19 protein-coding genes are annotated in these 20,451 nt (G+C 41.9%); 15 read left to right on the plus strand and 4 right to left on the minus strand.

The features are described 5' to 3' along the window. From QHT84_RS07870 to QHT84_RS07880, 3 genes are all read right to left on the minus strand, one after another. Positions 1–2,336: hypothetical protein (locus QHT84_RS07870; RefSeq protein ID WP_283239014.1), on the minus strand; the 2,336-nt coding region annotated here is incomplete at its 3' end. Positions 2,337–2,701: 365 nt separating this feature from the next. Further along, positions 2,702–3,820, minus strand: a complete 1,119-nt coding sequence (locus QHT84_RS07875; RefSeq protein WP_283239015.1) for a GTP cyclohydrolase — start codon at positions 3,818–3,820, stop codon at positions 2,702–2,704. Continuing rightward, entirely contained in the window at positions 3,820–4,800 is a 981-nt protein-coding gene (locus QHT84_RS07880; RefSeq protein ID WP_283239016.1) for a transporter, read from the minus strand. The genes QHT84_RS07875 and QHT84_RS07880 overlap by 1 nt, the downstream gene beginning before the upstream one ends. A gap of 127 nt (positions 4,801–4,927) precedes the next feature. On the opposite strand from QHT84_RS07880, the gene QHT84_RS07885 reads away from it, so the two are divergent. The 12 genes from QHT84_RS07885 (at position 4,928) to QHT84_RS07940 (ending at position 14,739) form a co-directional block, all read left to right on the plus strand. Next, positions 4,928–5,188, plus strand: a complete 261-nt coding sequence (locus tag QHT84_RS07885; RefSeq protein WP_283239017.1) for a DUF4834 family protein — start codon at positions 4,928–4,930, stop codon at positions 5,186–5,188. 27 nt (positions 5,189–5,215) lie between these two features. Continuing rightward, complete coding sequence (locus tag QHT84_RS07890; protein ID WP_283239018.1) at positions 5,216–7,723, plus strand: YfhO family protein; 2,508 nt, start codon at positions 5,216–5,218, stop codon at positions 7,721–7,723. A gap of 12 nt (positions 7,724–7,735) precedes the next feature. Then, on the plus strand, positions 7,736–9,031 hold the full coding sequence (locus QHT84_RS07895; protein WP_283239019.1) for a glycosyltransferase family 4 protein: 1,296 nt from the start codon (positions 7,736–7,738) through the stop codon (positions 9,029–9,031). Between the two features lie 13 nt (positions 9,032–9,044). After that, on the plus strand, positions 9,045–10,508 hold the full coding sequence (locus QHT84_RS07900) for a lipopolysaccharide biosynthesis protein (RefSeq protein ID WP_283239020.1): 1,464 nt from the start codon (positions 9,045–9,047) through the stop codon (positions 10,506–10,508). 31 nt (positions 10,509–10,539) lie between these two features. After that, positions 10,540–10,923, plus strand: coding sequence for a hypothetical protein (locus QHT84_RS07905; protein WP_283239021.1), 384 nt, complete (start codon positions 10,540–10,542; stop codon positions 10,921–10,923). A 127-nt stretch (positions 10,924–11,050) separates the two neighbouring features. Further along, complete coding sequence (locus QHT84_RS07910; RefSeq protein WP_283239022.1) at positions 11,051–11,503, plus strand: YciI family protein; 453 nt, start codon at positions 11,051–11,053, stop codon at positions 11,501–11,503. A 3-nt stretch (positions 11,504–11,506) separates the two neighbouring features. Continuing rightward, positions 11,507–11,890 carry an SMU1112c/YaeR family gloxylase I-like metalloprotein gene (gloA2, locus tag QHT84_RS07915; RefSeq protein WP_283239023.1) on the plus strand — a complete coding sequence of 128 codons (384 nt, stop codon included), beginning with the start codon at positions 11,507–11,509 and terminating at the stop codon, positions 11,888–11,890. Positions 11,891–11,945: 55 nt separating this feature from the next. After that, a complete protein-coding gene (locus QHT84_RS07920) occupies positions 11,946–12,308 on the plus strand; it encodes an iron chaperone (RefSeq protein WP_283239024.1) in 363 nt (120 codons plus the stop codon). Then, entirely contained in the window at positions 12,305–13,150 is an 846-nt protein-coding gene (locus QHT84_RS14150; protein WP_321169576.1) for an SRPBCC domain-containing protein, read from the plus strand. Before QHT84_RS07920 ends, QHT84_RS14150 begins: the two co-directional genes overlap by 4 nt. 11 nt (positions 13,151–13,161) lie before the next feature. Continuing rightward, complete coding sequence (locus QHT84_RS07930) at positions 13,162–13,581, plus strand: VOC family protein (RefSeq protein WP_283239025.1); 420 nt, start codon at positions 13,162–13,164, stop codon at positions 13,579–13,581. Between the two features lie 27 nt (positions 13,582–13,608). Next, on the plus strand, positions 13,609–14,043 hold the full coding sequence (locus QHT84_RS07935; RefSeq protein WP_283239026.1) for a VOC family protein: 435 nt from the start codon (positions 13,609–13,611) through the stop codon (positions 14,041–14,043). 69 nt (positions 14,044–14,112) lie between these two features. Next, on the plus strand, positions 14,113–14,739 hold the full coding sequence (locus QHT84_RS07940) for a murein L,D-transpeptidase catalytic domain-containing protein (RefSeq protein WP_283239027.1): 627 nt from the start codon (positions 14,113–14,115) through the stop codon (positions 14,737–14,739). A 44-nt stretch (positions 14,740–14,783) separates the two neighbouring features. On the opposite strand, the gene glmM is transcribed toward QHT84_RS07940, so the two are convergent. Continuing rightward, positions 14,784–16,184: a phosphoglucosamine mutase gene (glmM, locus tag QHT84_RS07945; RefSeq protein ID WP_283239028.1), complete on the minus strand. Its 1,401-nt coding sequence runs from the start codon at positions 16,182–16,184 to the stop codon at positions 14,784–14,786. A gap of 114 nt (positions 16,185–16,298) precedes the next feature. Between glmM and QHT84_RS07950 the strand changes: the two genes are divergently transcribed. The 3 genes from QHT84_RS07950 (at position 16,299) to QHT84_RS07960 (ending at position 20,438) form a co-directional block, all read left to right on the plus strand. After that, positions 16,299–16,883: an acyl carrier protein phosphodiesterase gene (locus QHT84_RS07950; protein WP_283239029.1), complete on the plus strand. Its 585-nt coding sequence runs from the start codon at positions 16,299–16,301 to the stop codon at positions 16,881–16,883. Then, positions 16,880–18,550 (plus strand): gamma-glutamyltransferase, encoded by a 1,671-nt coding sequence (ggt, locus tag QHT84_RS07955; RefSeq protein WP_283239030.1) that lies wholly within the window; start codon positions 16,880–16,882, stop codon positions 18,548–18,550. The genes QHT84_RS07950 and ggt overlap by 4 nt, the downstream gene beginning before the upstream one ends. Before the next feature lie 67 nt (positions 18,551–18,617). Further along, positions 18,618–20,438, plus strand: coding sequence for a chloride channel protein (locus QHT84_RS07960; RefSeq protein ID WP_283239031.1), 1,821 nt, complete (start codon positions 18,618–18,620; stop codon positions 20,436–20,438). The last annotated feature ends 13 nt before the right edge of the window (positions 20,439–20,451 follow it).

Here is a 20,451-nt window from a genome sequence, read left to right on the forward strand (position 1 = left end):
ACCGGTTGTCCGGTGAAGCTGCCGCTTGGAGCACATCCGCCACTTACACTAAAGCCGTTTAAGAATGCTGCAAAAGCCGCGTTAACCGCTGCCTGATCCGCATACGCACAAGCCGAAGCCGAAGCGTTTGCCGGGGCATTGGTGATTACCGCCGCAGGAGCTGTAATGGTAAAGGTTCTGGTTACCGAACCACTGTAGCATTTATCACTTACATTGTAAACTACTGTAGTGGTGCCGCCCTCACACAAGCTTGGTGCTACCGGTTGTCCGGTGAAGCTGCCGCTTGGAGCACATCCGCCACTTACACTAAAGCCGTTTAAGAATGCTGCAAAAGCTGCGTTAACCGCTGCCTGATCCGCATACGCACAAGCCGAAGCCGAAGCGTTTGCCGGGGCATTGGTGGTTACCGCTGCAGGAGCTGTAATGGTAAAGGTGGCAGAACAACTTGCTTGTTTTCCACAATCATCAGAGGCACTAAAGTTAACGGTTACTGATCCGCCGGTACACAGAGCCGGGGCTGTATGATTCTGAAGACCGGAAGTAACTAGAGTGCCGTTTCCACCACTAGCCGTAAAACCTGCCAACCAAGTTTGGAAAGCTGCGTTAACCGCTGCCTGATCGGCATAAGCACAGGCACTGGTTGAGCTGTTTTGCGGACAATTGATTTGAATAGGAATGATAGGAATGATTGTAACCGTAACCGGCTTGATATCGAAACAATTCGCCGATGTTGTTACTTTTATATAATAAGTACCGGAGGCTGAAACAGCGCTCGGATTGTTTAGTGCAATCGTTGCTCCGGCATCTGTCCAATAAGTTAAAGTGCCTCCCTCTAAATTACTACCTGCCGTTACGGCTGCAGCTGTCAAATCAACAGTTAGAGGAGCACAAACCGGTGCCGGATTATGAGTTACTAAAGTGGGGTTAGGATTCACTGTTAAAGTTCCTGAACCTTGTCCTGAACAAGTTCCATTGGAAATGGTAACCGAGTAAACACCGGCTACAGTGGCGCTGAAACTTGCCACATTACCCGGGTTTGATGCACCTTGAGGCACTACCCAAGTATAGGTATAGGTACCTGCCGGATTTGGAGTAGCTGTAATAGTCACCGCCGGATCATTAGCACACTTAGAAGGTGAGTTTACCGTTACCGTTGGAGACTGTATAACTGAAACTACAGTCGGCCTACCAATTTCGAGTGTACATTCTGACAACACATTGGTAGCAATAACGTAATAACTGCCGGCCGGCAAGTTAGACCATGTTAGTGTACCACCGGTACCTAACTGTGCTGCTTGCACATTACTATTGTCTGCATTGTTTTTAAGCTGATAACTTACCTGAGTTTCAGAGTTAGCCATGGTAATGGTTCCGCTGTTAGGAACAGCACTACAAAACGAGCTTCCTACTAACGTTTTTGGTTCCGGTACAGAGCCAAAACGGCCTCTCGCCAAATCTTCTAAGGAAGCGGTTAGTGATTGAGACTGTCTGGTTTCCGCCAGGAAAGTTCCCAGACAAACGCTCAAATTAAAGTTGACACTACTTAAATCAATAAACCCTTCGAAGAACGAAGAGTCAGGATAGGTTCCGGCAGCACCAAATTTCGGCACATAGTTCCATGAAGCCGGTGCGTTTACCGTACCCACGTTTACTCTGGCATCTAAGCCCGAAGTAGGTAGCGGAATGGGCGTTGGATCTAATGCCCCGTTAATCCATCGATAGGCATTGATATCTGCGACAGCACCACCGTTAACGAAGTGACTAATCATTAAGATATCACCATCTACGTGTTGCCCGCTAAAACCTCCACTGGTAACACCTAATTTGCCGACACTATCTTGAAGAATCCAAAATCCGATAGCCGAATCACCATTATTGGCTCTTCTGTCGGCAAAGAAATACAATCGGGTTCCGTCAAAATAATACCCAACGTTGGCCATGTTGTTTTTGTCGTTGGCCCCATTAGTTGTCCATGCCCATTGACTAATCGGAAGTGTATCTTTGGAACCCAAGGTCCAAATATCATCCGTACTATCAATCGGATCGGTGATTCTGGCTTTGATTCCACCCGGAGAAGCCAGTAAAGTTCCCCAATCGTTCGGATCACCGTCTAAGGTAATCTGAGCGGTAGAAATGTTAGAAAATAAAAAAAGGATGAGTAGCATGATAATGCTAATCGCTCCTTTGTTTTTAGTGTTACCCTGTGTTTTGGAGTAATCACTATCCAATGCTGTTGCTTTGGAAAAATCTAACTTAAACCCGTTTTCCCCTTTACTAACGACATAATCGCTACAACAGGGAAATCCTAAAAACTTAAGTAAAGTAGTGTTTTTCATAATGTTATGTATTATTGGAATACCACATCACGAACAGGTTTGGATTAGTGTAAATTAGGGCACCAAAACATCAGAAATTTTCAGTTTTGAAAGCAAAAAGAAAAACAATAAGCAGGTAGATTCTTGGAATGGGATGTTAAAATTAGGCACAATTCTAAATAAATGTTAAAAAACTCGTAAGTTTTCTACGAACCTTTGGTTTTTATCGATTAACTGCACAAATGCCATTTTTTTTTAACACTTGATTTGGGCTTTTTTCAAAAAAAATCAAAGGAATAGCACCTTTTTATCGCACTGAACAAAAACTTTAACAAGAGTCATCCTGTTATTTGAGAGGTGTTTATTTTGGAGAAAGAAATTTCGGGTTAGAGCGACTTCGTGTAAGTTCGTCTTCTTCTGAAAGTAACCGGATTGAAATGCTTCCAAATATTATGAATCGCATGATTATCCTCGAGCTCCGGTGTTCGGATACAATTTTGAATCCCTTTCGCTTTGAAAACTTTGTAATATTCATTAAAAACGACTGCGGTTACTCCTTTACTTTGATATTCCGGATCGATTCCGATTAAGTAAAACAATACATCTTTGCTGTTTTTCTTGGCTTGCAACAAATGATAGAATCCAAAAGGAAACAATTTGCCTTTGGTTTTTTGCAAGGCTTCGGAGAAACTCGGCATTACAATACTAAACGCAATCATCTTATCGTCTTTATCTAAAATAAACTTAATGTATTCCGGATTGATAAAGCTGATGTACTTCTTTTTGAAATATTCTTTCTGGACTTCGGTGATCGCCACAAAAGAGGATAGTGATGCATAGGAAGCATTGAATAAATCAAACATTTTATCCACATACGGCATAATGGCGGAAGTAGACGTAAAATTGACCGGTTTTAACCCGTATCGTTTGACAATCAAATCATTGGCTTTGATAAAAAAATCCGGATTCACATTGTTAAAACTAAAGCGGTTTTCGAGATACTCCTTTTCTTTAACGAAACCTAACTGCTCTAAGTGGTCTTTGTAATATGGATAATTATACCATGTAATCATAGAACCTATCTCGTTAAAACCCTCCGTGAGTACGCCTACTTTGTCTAAGTTGGAAAAACCCATGGGACCTTCCACATGATCCAAATCGTGAGCCATGCCCAACTCGTATACTTTTTCCAACAATGCTTTCGTAACAGCGATATCGTCAACAACGTCCCACCACCCAAAACGCACTTTCTTTTTGCCTTGATTGTTGACTTCATTCCAATTAATAATGGCTGCTATCCGGCCAACCACTTTTCCATCTCTGTAAGCCAAATAAAAATAGGCTTCTGCCGATGAAAATGCCGGGTTTTTACTTTTATCAAACGTTTCAAGTTCGTCTGCAATCAAAGGCGGCACCCAATACGGATGGTTCTTGTATAATTCAAAAGGAAATTTTACGTATTCTTTTAATAACGCTTTGGTATTGGCTTCAACTACAGTAATCATTACGGCTTCGTATTTTCTAATTCTACTTCGTCTTTACGTTTTTTCCCTTTGTCTCTTTTCGATTTTTTATCTTTTTTCTTTTTATCGTCTTTTTTATCGTTTTTGATGCGTCTGTAATTTGTTTCATAATTACTGTCAAAACGCCAAGACATTCCGAAACTACCATATAATATGGCCGGAGTATCTTTGATGTTTTTTGCTAAAGAAGCATCCAATTGGATATTTTCTCTGACCAAATAAGCCGCACCCAATCTGAACACGCTATCGGCATACCAATCACTCTTATAACCCTGTACTTCTAAAAAGCCCGACCATCGCATGTTAAAACCTCGGGTCATAGTTGAAATCCATCCCAAAGTAGGGTAATCGGTCATGTACTTATCGGCAATGATATTGTTAACCCAAACCCATTTGGAGCCGAAATGATGTTGGGTAATGACCATCAATTTCGGACTGATGGTAGGATCGGAATCGAAAGTAAACGGGTTTGTTCCTAAATTCAAATTGAAACCACCATATACGGCTACCGCGGGAATAAATTGTTTCCAACTGAAACGATGATTGGCTTTCCAACTGTACACATTGGGCTTTTCATCCTTCAATTGCACAAACGGATCGTATACCAAATATTTAGCTCCCAAAGTAAACTGTTTGAAACCGCCTCGGGTATCCGAAACTAAAGGAGCGGTATACCAATCGTATTGGTATTGCGTATTCAAAATAAATTCAAATTGATCGAAAAAAGCGCCGTAACGTACATCCAATTCGGTTCCGAAACCATTGGCTTCATAGCGAGCCAAATCATGCTTTTCCTGAATACCATACAAACCGCCTTCTGCCTGAATCACTGTTTTACCAACAGAGAAAGCCGACATCGATTCGCCCGGACGGTTAGAATTTATAATATCGGTGTATTGGGCATACTGAGTAGTTGAAATCATCAAAAACCCGAGTACCAAAAGCAATTTCTTTTTTATCATAACAGATTTGTCGGTTTGCAGAAAATAATAGTCTTCCAAAAGTAATATATTTTATTATTTATTTAAGATAGCAAAGCAAATTTTACATCAGAGAATTTAGTACTTTTGACAAATTTTATTGATTAGAATGGAAACTGCATCTATGCCCGGGTTTGTAAAAACCTTACTTTATATTATTGCTTTTTACTACATTTTCAGGTTCTTGGCCCGATTGTTTTTGCCGGTGGTAGCCAAAAAGGTAGTGGAAAAAGCGACGCAACAATTCCAAGAGCAACAGGAACAATACCGCCAACAATACCAACAGCAAAATACCCAAAAAGCTTCATCGGAAAAACCGAAAGAAAAGAAAATTGTCGGCGAATATGTTGATTTCGAAGAAATCGACTAATTTCCCGATTCAATCTAATCCAATACTATGAAACAACTTCAAAAGGCCTATCCGCATTTGTTAACCATTCTTGGTTTTATTATCGTTTCACTCCTCTATTTTTATCCCGTTCTGCAAAACAAAAAAATATACCAATCCGATATCGTTCAGTATACCGGAATGGCCAAAGAACAAAATGTCTTCAGAGCTGAAACACAAACCGAACCGTTTTGGACCAATGCTGCTTTTGGCGGAATGCCTACCTATCAGTTAGGAGCCAAATACCCGCACGACTATATCGGAATGTTAGATGATGCCTTGCGGTTTTTACCCCGTCCGGCTGATTATCTTTTCCTATATTTCCTCGGATTCTACTCGCTATTGCTCGTCTTTCGAACCGATCCGTTAAAGGCTTTTTTCGGAGCCTTGGCCTTCGGACTATCGACTTATTTTATTGTCATCTTAGGGGTTGGTCACAATGCAAAAGCCCATGCTATAGCTTATATGCCTATGGTAATCGCCGGTTTTATATTGGTCTTTAAACGAAAGTACCTGCACGGCGGCATCCTGACCATGTTGGCAGTAGCTCTGGAAATCAACGCCAACCACTTCCAAATGACGTACTATTTGTTGTTGTTGCTCTTGGTACTTTCGGTATATTTCGTGTACCGATTAATCCAAGAAAAAGAATGGCAATCGTTACCCAAAATTGCAGGCACTTTTGCCATCGCTTTGGTATTGGCTCTGGGCGTGAATGCCACAGGCTTGATGGCCACCAAGGAATACGCCGACTTTAGTATGCGTGGCAAAAACGAGTTGTCGTTTAAAGCCGATGGTTCTAAAAATGACGAAACCGCATCCATGCCCAGAGAATACATTACCGAATACAGTTATGGTATCGGCGAAAGTTTAAACCTTATTGCGCCCCGACTCTACGGTGGTGGTAACAGTGAAACGTTGGGCACCGATTCTCATGTATATAATTACATGCTTTCGTATGGTGCCACCGAAAGTGAAGCCCAAACCTTTACCGAAAATTATGCGCCTACCTATTGGGGCGATCAACCCATAGTGGCCGCTCCGGCGTACATTGGCGCGGTGGTTTTTTTCCTGAGTGTGCTCGCCTTGTATCATGACCGCAGAAAAGTGAAGTATGCCTTTTTAGCCGGTGCGATTTTCTCATTGCTTTTGTCATGGGGAAAAAACTTCACCGGTCTTACCGATTTCTTTATCGATTATGTGCCTTTCTACGACAAATTCAGGGCCGTTTCTTCTATACAAGTTATTTTGGAACTCTGTGTACCGGTGTTGGCAGTCATGGGATTGCAATCTTTTATGAAAGAAAGCGATAACCGAAAAAAATCACTACTCTATACGGCAGCAACGGCTATTGGTTTGGTGGCTTTAATTTATGTGTGTAAAGGTGCTTTCTCTTTTGAAAGTGCGATTGATGCCCGATTGGAAAGCATGCTCAACCAAGGTCAGGATAAAACCTTTGGCGAGGGATTTGTATCGGCTTTACGCGAAGACCGAATGGATTTGTTTAAAGCCGATTTATTGCGCTCCGGCGTTTTGATGCTGATGGCCTTCGGAATTTTGTGGCTATTCCTTAAAGAAAAATTAGCTTCAACCACAGCCGTAATTCTGGTAGGATTAATCATGGTGGGTGATTTGTTTTTTATCGATAAAAAATATGTCAGCAATGACGGAAGACAATTCCGAAGTGCCCGCGAAGTCGAGCAACCGTTTGAAGAAACAGCGGCCGACAAGGAAATTTTAAAAGACACTTCGATTTTCAGAGTATACGAATTACAAGGCCGTCTGTTGGGTCGCACGTCGTATTTTCACAAAGCGGTTGGCGGATACAGTGCGGTGAGACCCCGTCGATACGAACAATTGTTTGATTACCAAATCGACAAACAATTAAACGATTTAAACAAAAGTATCGATCCCGAAACCATGACATTAACCGCAGACATTCCGGTGTTGAATGCGTTGAATGTAAAATACCTGTTGTTGCAAACCAATGACGGCGAAAGCGTAGCGGTGAAAAACCCGAACGCAAACGGTAATGCTTGGTTTGTAGCCACACTGAAAACGGTAAATTCGGCTGATGAAGAAATGAAAACACTGGGCAACATCGACACCAAAAATGTTGCCGTGAGAAGTAAGTTGAATGATTTAGATAACGTTTCACTGACGCCAAAATACCAAAAAGACAGTGTTGCATCTATCACAGTCAAAGAATACGAGCCGAATTACATCAAATATGTATCCCAAAACAGCTATGATGGTTTTGCCGTGTTCTCGGAAAACTATTATACCGGTTGGAAAGCTACTGTTGATGGGAAAGAAACGCCTATTTACCGCGTAAATTACGTACAGCGCGGGATTCAAATTCCGGCCGGAAAACACACCGTGGAATTTACATTTGAACCGCAAGTTGTAAAAACCGGCAGCACCATTGCTTTACTCAGCGCCATAGCTATGGCCTTTGCCATTATCGGCGTGGTCTACCTGGAGCAAAAAAGAAAGAAAAACGAATCTGTAAAATAGCATTGCAACAACGTGGCTGAACCCAAAAAACTTTTAATCATAACCTATTATTGGCCACCGGCCGGCGGACCGGGTGTGCAACGATGGTTAAAGTTTGTCAAATATTTACCCGATTATCACATTCAGCCTATAGTATACATTCCCGAAAATCCAACCTATCCTATCGTCGATTCGGATTTGGAAAGCGAAGTATCGGAAAAAGCGATTATTTTGAAAAACAAAATTTTCGAACCCTATGGATTGGCCTCGCTTTTCGGCAAAAACAAAACCCGAAAAATCAGCTCCGGAATCATTCCGAATCAAAAAAAGCAAACGCTCTTGGAAAAATTCCTGCTGTGGATTCGCGGGAATATTTTTATTCCCGATGCACGCTGTTTTTGGGTAAATCCTTCGGTTAAATTTTTAAAAAAATACATTCAGGAAAACAATATAGACACCGTTGTCACTTCGGGTCCACCACACAGTTTACATCTTATCGGTTTGCAGTTAAAAAAAGAATTAGGACTGCACTGGTTGGCCGATTTTCGCGATCCTTGGACGACCATCGGATACCACAAAGCATTGAAATTATCTTCGTATGCCGAAAAAAAGCACAAAGCGTTGGAGCAAGAAGTACTCACCACAGCCGATACCATCATTGTAACGAGTAAAACGACCAAAGCCGAATTCGAAGCCATTACCCAACGACCGATAGCCGTGATTACCAATGGCTACGATACCGAAAACATTGTCCGACAGCCGCTGGATGAAAAATTTACGTTGGCACATATCGGTTCGTTTTTATCGGAGAGAAATCCGCGTATTTTGTGGAAAGCGCTGAAGGAATTAACCAAAGAGCATCCCGATTTCAGAAAGGATTTTCAACTGAAATTAATCGGCGCCGTGAGCCGCGAAGTGTTGGACACCATAGCCGAATTCAAACTCGATGAGTTTGTCATGAACCTGGGTTATATTTCGCACAGCGAAGCCGTAGCCCACCAACGAAAATCACAAGTATTATTGCTGATTGAAATTGATTCCGAAGACACCAAAAGCATTATTCCGGGAAAATTGTTTGAATACTTGGTTTCCGAAAGGCCTATTGTGGCCATCGGCCCGGAAGGTTCTGATTTTGCCGAAATCATCACCACGACCAATACCGGGGTTTTCTTTACCTATGACGAAAAAGAAAGACTAAAAGACGTACTTTTGAAATATTATCAGGAATACCAAAAGCAAAATCTAAAAGTTCATGCCGTTGGTTTGCAACAATATTCCCGAAAAAGCTTAACAGAAAAACTGTCAAAACTCGTAACCCGTAACTCGTAACCCGCAACCATTCATGGGCATCGTTGTCAATCAATCCATCAAAAACACCATCATTACCTATATTGGTTTTGCGATTGGCGCCGCAAATACGCTGTTGATGTATCCGCATTTTTTAGGCGAGACATTTTACGGACTAACCGGTTACATTTTATCCTCGGCCAATATAATTTTCCCGCTGATGGCTTTTGGAGTGCACAACACCTTGGTCAAATTCTTTTCGCAATACCAAACTGAAAAAGAAAAAAGCGAGTTTCTCACGTTTGTGATGGTCTTACCGCTTATCGTATTAGTGCCGTTATTGCTTGTCGGTAGCTTCTTTTACCACGACATCGCTTCCTTTTTTTCGCGCAAAAATCCCATCATCTACGACTACTTTTGGCAAATTCCGGTCATTGGTTTGTGTATGGGCTATTTTGAAATTTTCTATGCTTGGGTCAAAGTGCACATGCAATCGGTTTTCGGGAGTTTTGTGAAAGAAATTTTACTGCGTATTTTTATCACGGTCTTTTTGTTTGCCGTGTATTACGGCATTATATCCGCCGAAACTTTTGTCGATATCCTGATGGGCATTTATTTGCTTACCACCTTGGTCATGTTGTTTTATGCCAATAGAGTACAACCGATACAATTTTCGTTTAAAATGCCGCATAACGGCAAAGCCGTACTCACCTATTCACTGTTTATCATTCTCTCCGGAAGTATTGCCAATATGCTGCTCGACATCGATAAAAACATGATTGGCCAGTATATCAAAATTGAAAATATCGCTTATTATTCGGTGGCTATTTTTATTGCTACGGTAATATCGGTACCGAGCAGAGCCATGCATCAAATTACGTATCCCATTACGGCCAAATTGATGACCGAAGGCAAACACGATGAACTGAACGATTTGTATAAAAAGACGTCTATCTCGTTGCAAATTGTTGGTGGTTTGGTATTTGTAGGCATATTGGTGAACATCAACCAATTGTACCTGCTGTTGCCCGAAAACTATCGCGGCGGTGTTTTTGTGGTTTTTGTAATTGGTCTTTCCAAATATTTCGATTTACTGTTGGGTAACAACAACGCCATTATTTTCAACTCCAAATATTACAAAGCCGTTTTGTTTCTGGGCTTGTTATTGGCCTTTTTAGCCGTAACGCTTAACATGTATTTTATTCCGAGATATTTCATCAACGGGGCGGCTATGGCGACCTTAATATCGATTATGCTGTACAGCATCGCCAAATTGTTGTTTGTGGTATTCAAAATGAATTTGTATCCGTTTACCCTCAAAAATCTCTACGCATTTGGTATCGGTTTGATTTGCTTCTTTGCGTTTTACTATTGGGAATTTCCGTTTCACCCGATTCCGAATATCCTTCTAAAATCGATACTCGTTTCCGTAATGTATGTCGGATTAATCTATAAAGCCAAACTTTCAGCCGAAATCAATTCGGTAATTGCCACTACTTTGAAAAGAATCGGCTTGTAATTTTTTGTATTTTTACTGTAAATACAATACCATGACATCCTTTAAAAAAGTAATCCTCGGTTTGTTTTTAAGCTCTTTCATCGGCTATTTGGAATGGGCGAAACAAAGTGAATTCATTGTGCAAATTGAGTTCGATTTGTTGCGAAAAATAAATCAATCGCCCGAAGCCTTTTTACATCCGTTTATTCTGATTCCGCTGTTGGGTCAACTTATTTTAGTTTTTTCATTACTGATTGCCAAACCCAAAATGAGTTGGGTATTCATAGCCTCAACGGCAATAGCCTTGTTGTTTCTGATGTTGCTTTTGGTAGGTGTATTAAGTTGGAATCCGAAGATGATGTTGTTTACTTTGCCCTTTTTAGGCTGTTACAGCTATCTTCTTTTACAACGAAAAAAGATACAACTTTCCGCCTAGTGATGATAGACTATCTTGACACAATAGCTTTTATGATTGGTTTTTGGTATGCCAAAAAACACGGTCGTGAGGCAGCAACCAAAATAAAGGCACACTTTTCCGATAACCCACCTCAACAAAAATAATCATGAAAAAAATTCTCTTTTTCTTTTTAATCGCAACCGGTTACGGCATGGCTCAGGAAAACAATCCCGACTACGATGCCGCTTTGGCTCAGCAACTCAGCGCCGATGATTATGGCATGAAAACCTATGTGCTTTGCCTATTGAAAACCGGTTCCAACACCAATGCCACCAAAGAAGAACGCGCTCAATTGTTTGAAGGACACATGGCCAACATTAACAAATTAGCCGCTGAAGGCAAATTAGTAGTCGCCGGACCTTTTGGCAAAAACGATAAAAATTACCGCGGTGTTTTTATTTTCAATGTCAGTTCAATAGAAGAAGCCAACGCTTTAGTAGCTACCGATCCGGCGGTAAAAGCCCGTATTTTTGAAGCCGATATGACGCTTTGGTACAGCAGTGCCGCTTTGCAACAAGTCAATGTAATACACAACAAAGTGGCCAAGAAAAAAATATAACACATGCTTCAAAAAGTACATCACGTAGCCGTGATTTGTTCGAATTATGAGATTTCAAAAAAGTTTTACACCGAAATCCTCGGATTGGAAATCATTCGGGAAGTATACCGAGCCGAACGCCAATCGTTTAAATTAGACTTAGCGCTTAACGGCATCTATATCCTCGAATTGTTTTCGTTCCCCAATCCGCCCCAAAGAGTATCGCGACCCGAAGCCGTCGGGTTACGACATTTGGCTTTTGAAGTCGGAAGTATAGAAAAAATCATAGCCCATTTAAACCAATTTCAAATAGCGTCAGAGCCCATTCGCATTGACGAATATACGGGAAAACGATTCACGTTCATCAATGACCCGGATGACTTACCGATTGAATTTTATGAAGCATAAAGGACATCGGCAGCCTTGATTTTGTAACTTTACCCTTCCGCAAAAAATTCGGATGATGAAAACGGTATACAAAACTATTGATGACTACATCACGCTTCAGGAGCAAAGTGTAAAACCGCTGTTGGAGACTATCCGTCGCACTATCAAGGAAACGGCTACCGAAGCAGAGGAATGCATCAGTTATCAAATGCCGGCATTCAAACAAAACGGCCCGTTGGTGTATTTTGCGGTCTACAAAAACCATATTGGCTTTTACCCGACCGGATCTGCCATTGCAGCGTTTCAAAAAGAGATTTCAGGCTATAAAAATTCAAAAGGAGCCGTTCAGTTTCCGTTAGACCAGCCTATTCCAACCGATTTAATTCGCCGGATGGTTCAGTTTAAAAGAAATGAGAATTTAAAAAAAGTAAAGAAATGAAAAAACTAACATTCAGCATCGCTATTCATGCTCCTAAAGAAAAAGTTTGGTATTCGCTTTGGGATGAAGAAAATTATCAAGATTGGACCAGTGCCTTCTGCGAGGGTTCTTTCGTCATTTCCGATTGGAACGAAGGCAGCAAAATTTATTTTCTCTCGTCGAGCGGCGATGGCATGAATTCTAAAATTGTTTTAAAGAGACCTTTTGAAAGCATGGTTTTTCAACATATAGGCGACATCGCTAATTATGAAGAACAGCCTATAACCATAGAAACACAATCGTGGTCGGGTTCGGAAGAGCGTTATGATTTGAGCGAAAACAACGGCCTAACCACCGTTAACGTCTCCGTCGATGTCGTCGAAAAGTACATAGACTATTTTAATGAGGCGTTCCCGAAAGCTTTGGAAAGGGTAAAAAACATAGCCGAAAGTGACACCAAAAGCATTACGGTAAAAATCACACTCAAAACTTCATTAGAAGAAGCATGGGAGAAGTTCACACAACCACAGCATATTGTGCATTGGAATTTTGCCTCGCCCGATTGGCATTGCCCCAAAGCAGAGAACCATTTGGAAACCGGAAAAGATTTCCTTTATACCATGGCCGCTAAAGACGGTAGTGTGCGTTTTGATTTTACCGGAACCTACCGGGAAGTCATACCGCACAAAAAAGTAGTATACACCATTGCCGACGGCAGAAAAGTAACCGTAAAATTTGACCGGATGGACCACAACGTAATTGTGACTGAAAATTTTGAACCCGAACATCAAAATCCGGTCGACCTGCAACGTGGCGGCTGGCAAGCCATATTGGACAATTTTAAAAAATATGTTGAACAATAACGTTTTTAATTATGACCAAAGAAATATGGCTCAACCTTCCGGTAAAAGATGTCTTAAAATCGAGAGCCTTTTATGAGCAAATAGGATTTACTTTTAATCCGAATGACAACCCGTACGACAGCACCATGCAGTGTATGTTTGTTGGTCAAAAGAATTTTGTAGTGATGCTCTTTCCGGAAGAGACCTTGCAAAAATTTTCTCGTATTGACCTCAACGATCGGTCTACTACTTCTCAGTTTTTGATTTCTATAGATGCCGAAAGTCGCGAAGAAATAGACCACTTAACCGCCAAAGCCAAAGCGGCCGGTGCCACTATTTTTGCCGAACCTGAAGAAATTCAAGGATGGATGTACGGCAGTGGTTTCACTGATTTAGACGGTCATCGGTGGAATACACTTTATATGGATCATACTAAAATGCCCAAAGAGTAAAAATTAATAAATCCTAATTCAATAAAAATGACACAAGTTAATCCTTACCTAATTTTTAACGGGACCTGCGAAGCGGCGTTCTTATTTTACCAATCGGTATTCGGAGGGGAGTTTCCTTATATGGGAAAGTTCAAAGACATGCCGCCCAGTGAAAATTGTCCACCGCCTTCAGCAGAAGATGCCAACCGCATCATGCACGTTTCCTTGCCTATCGGGAACACCATTTTAATGGGAAGCGACAGTACCTCGCAAAGTGGTGATGTGGTAATAGGCAGCAATGTTTCGGTTTCTATCAACACCGACAGTCGTGCCGAAGCCGACCGTTTGTTTAACGGTTTGTCGGCCGGCGGAACAATCATCATGCCTATGGAAAGTACTTTTTGGGGTGCCTATTTCGGCATGTTTACCGATAAATTCGGAATTCACTGGATGGTGAATTTTGATGAAAATCCGCATAAATAATGCTGTAAATAATAGCCAGCGCATATACTATTTTGAATCGTGTTGCGTTATTAGAAGAAAGCAAACCCCATGAAAAAAAAATTGGTATTTCTTCTGTTGTTTATTGGTGCTCTATGTAGTTACAAAACCATCGACACTCATTACAAGCGCCATCACAAACCAAAAGCCGATGTTTCCAAAACCCATACTATGGCACAGGAAGCCTTGGCTTTTTGTAAAAAGAACGGCTACAATTCCGATTTTTGTATTCTCATCGACATGAGTATTCATTCGGGACTCAATCGTTTTTTTGTGTATGATTTTACCAAGAATACCATCAGCCATAAAATGCTCGTGGGTCACGGTTGCTGCGATTATCCGTGGAGTCAGGATTGGTCGAAAAGCAATCCTACTTTTAGCAATGTCGATGGCAGTCACTGTTCGGCTTTGGGCAAATACAAAATAGGAAAAAGAGCGTGGAGTGATTGGGGCATCCATGTCAAATACGTGCTCCACGGATTGGAGCCGACCAATAGTAATGCCGAATCACGTTATATTGTATTTCATTCTTGGGAAAAAGTAGCCGACACCGAAACCTATCCCATCGGAACACCCGAGGGCTGGGGTTGTCCAACCATCTCAAACGCCAATATGAAAAAAATAGACCCCATACTCAAAGCCAGTGCACAACCGGTTTTGATGTGGATTTATAAGTAAAAACCCTTTCCGACGGAAAGGGTTTTTATGTTTTCTGTTTCAGATTATATTCCTGCTACTGCTTTGATTTCGTTGACAATTCTAACCGCCAATGTATCTGCAGCTTCTTGTGTTGGTGCTTCGGTGTAAATACGAATAATCGGTTCGGTGTTGGATTTTCGCAAATGCACCCATTCGGTAGCAAAATCAACTTTTACCCCATCAATCGTAGATAGTGAGCTTGTCGAACTATCGTTTTTGTATTTCTCTGTCATCGCCGCTAAAATCGCATCCACATCAATTTGCGGTGTCAATTCGATTTTGTTTTTACTCATGTAATATTGCGGATAGGACGCTCTCAATTCGGCCACCGTCATATCTAAACCGGCTAAGTGCGTTAAAAACAAAGCCACACCTACCAAACTGTCGCGACCGTAATGTAATTCCGGATAGATAATCCCGCCGTTTCCTTCGCCGCCAATAATAGCATGGGTCGCTTTCATCAGTTCCACTACATTCACTTCGCCCACGGCGCTGGCTTGGTAACTGCCACCGTGTTGCACCGTAATATCGCGTAAAGCTCTGGAGGAGGACATATTGGAAACCGTATTGCCCGGCGTTTTACTTAAAACATAATCGGCAACGGCTACCAATGTATATTCTTCACCAAACATTTCACCATCGTTAGAAATGAATGCCAATCTATCGACATCAGGGTCTACTACAATCCCAAAATCGGCTTTTTCTTCAACCACCAATTTACAAATGTCACCCAAGTGTTCTTTCAAAGGTTCCGGATTGTGCGGAAAATGGCCGTTCGGTTCGCAATACAATTTTACACACTCCACGCCCATTTGTTCCAGCAATTTCGGAATGATGATACCGCCCGAAGAGTTCACACCATCCACCACTACTTTGAATTTCCTTTTAGCCACGGCATCGGCATCCACCAACGGCAACGCTAAAACCTCATCGATGTGAATATCCATGTAAGCATCATTGATGGTGATCTCGCCCAAATTGTCCACCTCGGAAAAATCAAACGCTTCCGACTCCGCAATTTGAAGGATTAACTCTCCTTCTTTTCCACTTAAAAATTCCCCTTTTTCATTCAACAATTTCAAAGCATTCCATTGCTTCGGATTGTGAGAGGCCGTTAAAATAATACCGCCATCCGCTTGTTCCAACGGCACTGCCACTTCCACTGTTGGTGTGGTTGACAACCCCAAATCGATGACATCAATCCCCAATCCGATTAAGGTATGAACCACCAAATTGTGAATCATAGGTCCCGAAATACGGGCATCGCGACCGATAACTACTTTTAGTTTTTCTTTTTGAATATTGTTTTTAAGGAACATACCATAGGCCGAAGCAAATTTCACGGCATCAACCGGTGTTAAATTATCGCCTACCTTCCCGCCGATAGTACCACGGATTCCCGATATTGATTTTATGAGTGTCATTGCAATTGTAAATTTTTAACTGTTATTTTTATAGTATACAAATATAGAGATTGCCATTTCCCGAATCTAATTTAAAATTCAAAATTTATAATTTAAAATTACTAAATTAGGCACATGAACTTCTTAGCCCATATTTATCTTTCCGGTGAAAACGATTTGGTCAAAATCGGGAATTTCATGGCGGATAGCGTTCGCGGGCATCAATATGAAAATTATCCCGAAGAAATCCGTAAGGGCATTTTGCTGCATCGTTCCATCGACAGCTTTACCGATATGCACCCGATTTACAGGCAAAGCAAACATCGCTTGCATGAAAAATACGGTCACTACTCGGGTGTTATTATGGATATCTTTTACGATCATTTTTTAGCTAAAAACTGGGGGAACTATTCCGAGGAAAAACTCGAGGTGTATGCTGATACCTTTTACCATTTGCTCGATGCGCATTATGATATTTTAACCGAAAGAACCAAAGGCATGTTGCCTTACATGGTAGGCCGGAATTGGTTGGTAAGTTATGCTACACTGGAAGGCTTGGAAATGATTATGTTTCAAATGGACCATCGTACCAAAAACCGCGTGGCCATGCACGAATCTATCGTAGAGCTGAAACAATTTTACACCGAATTTGAGCAAGAATTCTTTTTGTTTTTTGATGAACTGCAACAGCATTGCCTGGAAAAATTAGCGCAATTATGAAGCAAATCAGTTTTGTTTTCTTCCTGATTTCGTCGCTTGCTTTTTCCCAACAAAATGGGGTAACAGTCGATAAAGCTATGGTGGTTTCGGCCCGTCAGGAAGCCTCAGAAATCGGTGTCGAAATTATGAAAAAAGGCGGTAATGCTTTTGATGCCATGATTGCTACTCAGTTGGCCCTAGCTGTAGCCTATCCGTATGCCGGAAACATTTCGGGTGGCGGATTTATGGTGTATCGAAAAGCCAACGGCGAAATCGGCTCGCTGGATTTCAGAGAAAAGGCACCGAAGAACGCCTCCAAAGACATGTATTTAGATAAAAACGGCGAGGTGATTCCGAATCTCAGTACCGACGGCGCCCTTTCGGTAGCCGTTCCGGGGAGTGTGGCAGGCATTTTTGAAGTCCACAAAAAATTCGGAAAACTCAAATGGCGAGAACTATTCCAACCTGCTATCAATTTGGCCCGAAAAGGCATCGTAGTAACCGCCAAAGACAAAGAGAAATTAGACGAATACCGAGCCGTCATTGTCAAAATAAGTGGCCATCAAACACTTTACCACCAAACCTTTCAAGTGGGTGACACCATCAAGTACATCGCTTTAGCCAATACACTCGAACAAATCGCTAAAAAAGGAATCAAAGAGTTCTACCGTGGAAAAACAGCGCAAAAGTTAGTGGCTTTTCTGCAACAAAAAGGAGGCATCATTACGACGGAAGATATGGCATCGTACCAAGTGGTTTGGCGCCAACCGGTGACATTCAATTATAAAGACCTGAAAATAATTACCATGGCGCCTCCCAGCAGCGGCGGGATTACGTTGGGACAAATTATGACCATGATTGCGCCGTATCCGTTATCCGCTTTCGGACACAACTCTGAAAAATACATTCAGACTTTGGTCGAAGCCGAGCGCCGTGCGTATGCCGACAGAAACTACTTTTTGGGCGACCCCGATTTTGTTAAAATTCCGGAGAAAGCTTTACGCGACGAAACGTATCTGAAAGAACGCATGCGTAGTTTTTCTTTTGAAAAAGCCACCAAATCGGCTGATGTCTCCCATGGTAACGTATCGATTTACGAAAGCAATGAAACCACCCACTACTCCATTGTTGATGCGGATGGAAATGCCGTATCCGTGACCACCACGCTCAACGGAGCTTACGGTTCTAAGCTGTACTGCGACGAATTGGGTTTCTTTCTCAACAATGAAATGGATGACTTTTCCGCCAAGCCCGGAGTTCCTAACAGTTACGGGTTGGTAGGCGCGGAAGCCAATAGCATAGCACCCAACAAACGCATGTTGAGTTCGATGACGCCGACCATAATCGAAAAAAACGGAAAACTCTGGATGCTGTTGGGCTCGCCGGGCGGTTCAACTATTATTACATCCGTATTGCAAACCATTTTAAATGTATCCGAATTCGGGATGAGCATGCAACAAGCAGTCAATGCCCCGAGATTTCATCACCAATGGTTGCCCGATGAGATCTTGTGTGAACCCCATCGGTTTAATCAAAAAACACTATCCGATTTGACCGCTAAAGGCTATTTCATTAATGAGAAAACAGCACCGGTAATTGGTAAGGTTGATGCCATATTGGTATGGCCCGACGGAACATTGGAGGGCGGTGCTGATTTTAGAGGCGATGACACCGCCGTGGGATATTAAATTTAACATGGTTTTTTTATGAAAACCCTATTTTTAAAAGTATCTTAGCCCATTAAAAGAAAACTACATGCCGTCAACTAAAGCATCGTTTTTTAAAATCGTTTTCCGAAGTATTTTCAGAAGAGTTGAGCACTTGGTTTTTTTGCTGAAAGAGAATCTCAGCGAACGCAACTTTATTTATCTGGCAGCCGTAGCCGTAGCGGTAACGTGTTCCTTTGCCGTGATTCTGCTCAAAAGTTTCGCACACAACATTTTTCTTTTAGCCAACGATATCAACAGCTTTTTAAAGTTACCCTACATCAATAGTTTATTACCCATTGCGGGGATAGTGCTGACCGTATTTGTGGTTCGGCATTTTTTGGATAATCATTTGGAAAAAGGAAGCTCCCGAGTGTTGTATGCTGTTGCCAAAAAAGGCGGCATCATGCCCAAAAAACAAATGTACGCCCAAATTGTCACCAGTTCCTTAACGGTTGGACTCGGTGGCTCGGCCGGATTGGAAAGTCCGATTGTGGTGACCGGCGCCGCTTTTGGCTCCAACTTCGCGCAGAAATACCATTTATCACAAAAAGACCGAATCTTGCTGTTGGCCTGCGGTGTGGCCGCCGGAATCGGGGCTGCCTTCAACGCTCCCATTGCGGGTGTTTTATTTGCCGTAGAAGTCGTGCTGACTGATATTTCGATATCGGCCTTTATCCCAATTATTATTTCGGCGGCTACCGGTGCGCTGATTTCTACTATAGTACTAAGCTCCGATGTCATTCTCAATTTTGAACAGAAACTACACTTTGATTACCACAACACACCATACTATATTTTATTGGGTATACTGGCCGGTTTCACTTCCTTGTACCACGCGCGTAACTTTCACAAAGTAGAACAATTTTTTGGCAGTTTCAAAAACAAAGGCTATCGAAGAGCTTTATTTGGCGCTTCTTTATTAGCTATTTTGATTTTCTTCTTTCCGACACTTTTCGGCGAAGGTTACGAAAGCATCAAGACGCTGTCATCTTCGCATCCCGGCGTTTTGCTAGACAACACGCTGTTGGAAAACTTCAAACACAACGATTGGATCTTATTGGCGTTTATTGGTATCACCATGCTGCTCAAAGCCTTTGCTACCGGATTGACCATAGGCAGTGGCGGCAACGGTGGAAACTTTGCGCCTTCGCTCTTTGTAGGTTCCTATCTCGGATTTGTAGTTGCTAAAACCGTAAACATGCTCAACTTTACCCATCATTTACCCATAGCTAATTTTACCATTGTAGGCATGGCAGGTATTTTGAGCGGCTTATTCCACGCGCCGTTAACCGCTATTTTCCTTATTGTGGAGATTACCGGCGGTTATGATTTAATGGTACCGCTAATGATTGTTTCCTCGGTGAGTTTTGCGGTTTCCAAACAGTTTGAAAAACACTCTATGGACGTCAAAGGATTGGCTGACAAAGGCGAAGTATTCACCAGCGACAAGGATAAAAACATTATCCAAAGCATCAACTTTTACAATTTGGTACAACAACATTATAAAACCTTGACGCTGAAAGACTCCCCGTTGAAAGCGATTGACATTTTCGCCACTACGGACCAAAAAGTGATTCCGGTGTTAGACGACCACAAATCACTACTGGGACTCATCGATTTTGAGGAAGTGAAAGCTTTTATTTTCAATCCGAATCACGTCAAGTTTATGACGATGCAGGAAATCCTGAGTCAGCCCAAAGAATTGGTTTTGTTTGAAGACAAACCCGAGAAAATAATGAAACTGTTTGAATCCTCGAATGTCATTACCTTACCGGTGGTACACAAGGGAAAATACGTGGGTTTCCTATCCAAAATAGACGTATTGGAAAGCTACCGCAAGCGTTTGAAAGAAATGGTGATTGAGTGACGCTTTTTACCGA

Origin of the sequence: Flavobacterium sedimenticola (genome assembly GCF_030053345.1) — a bacterium.
GTDB classification, from domain to species: domain Bacteria; phylum Bacteroidota; class Bacteroidia; order Flavobacteriales; family Flavobacteriaceae; genus Flavobacterium; species Flavobacterium sedimenticola.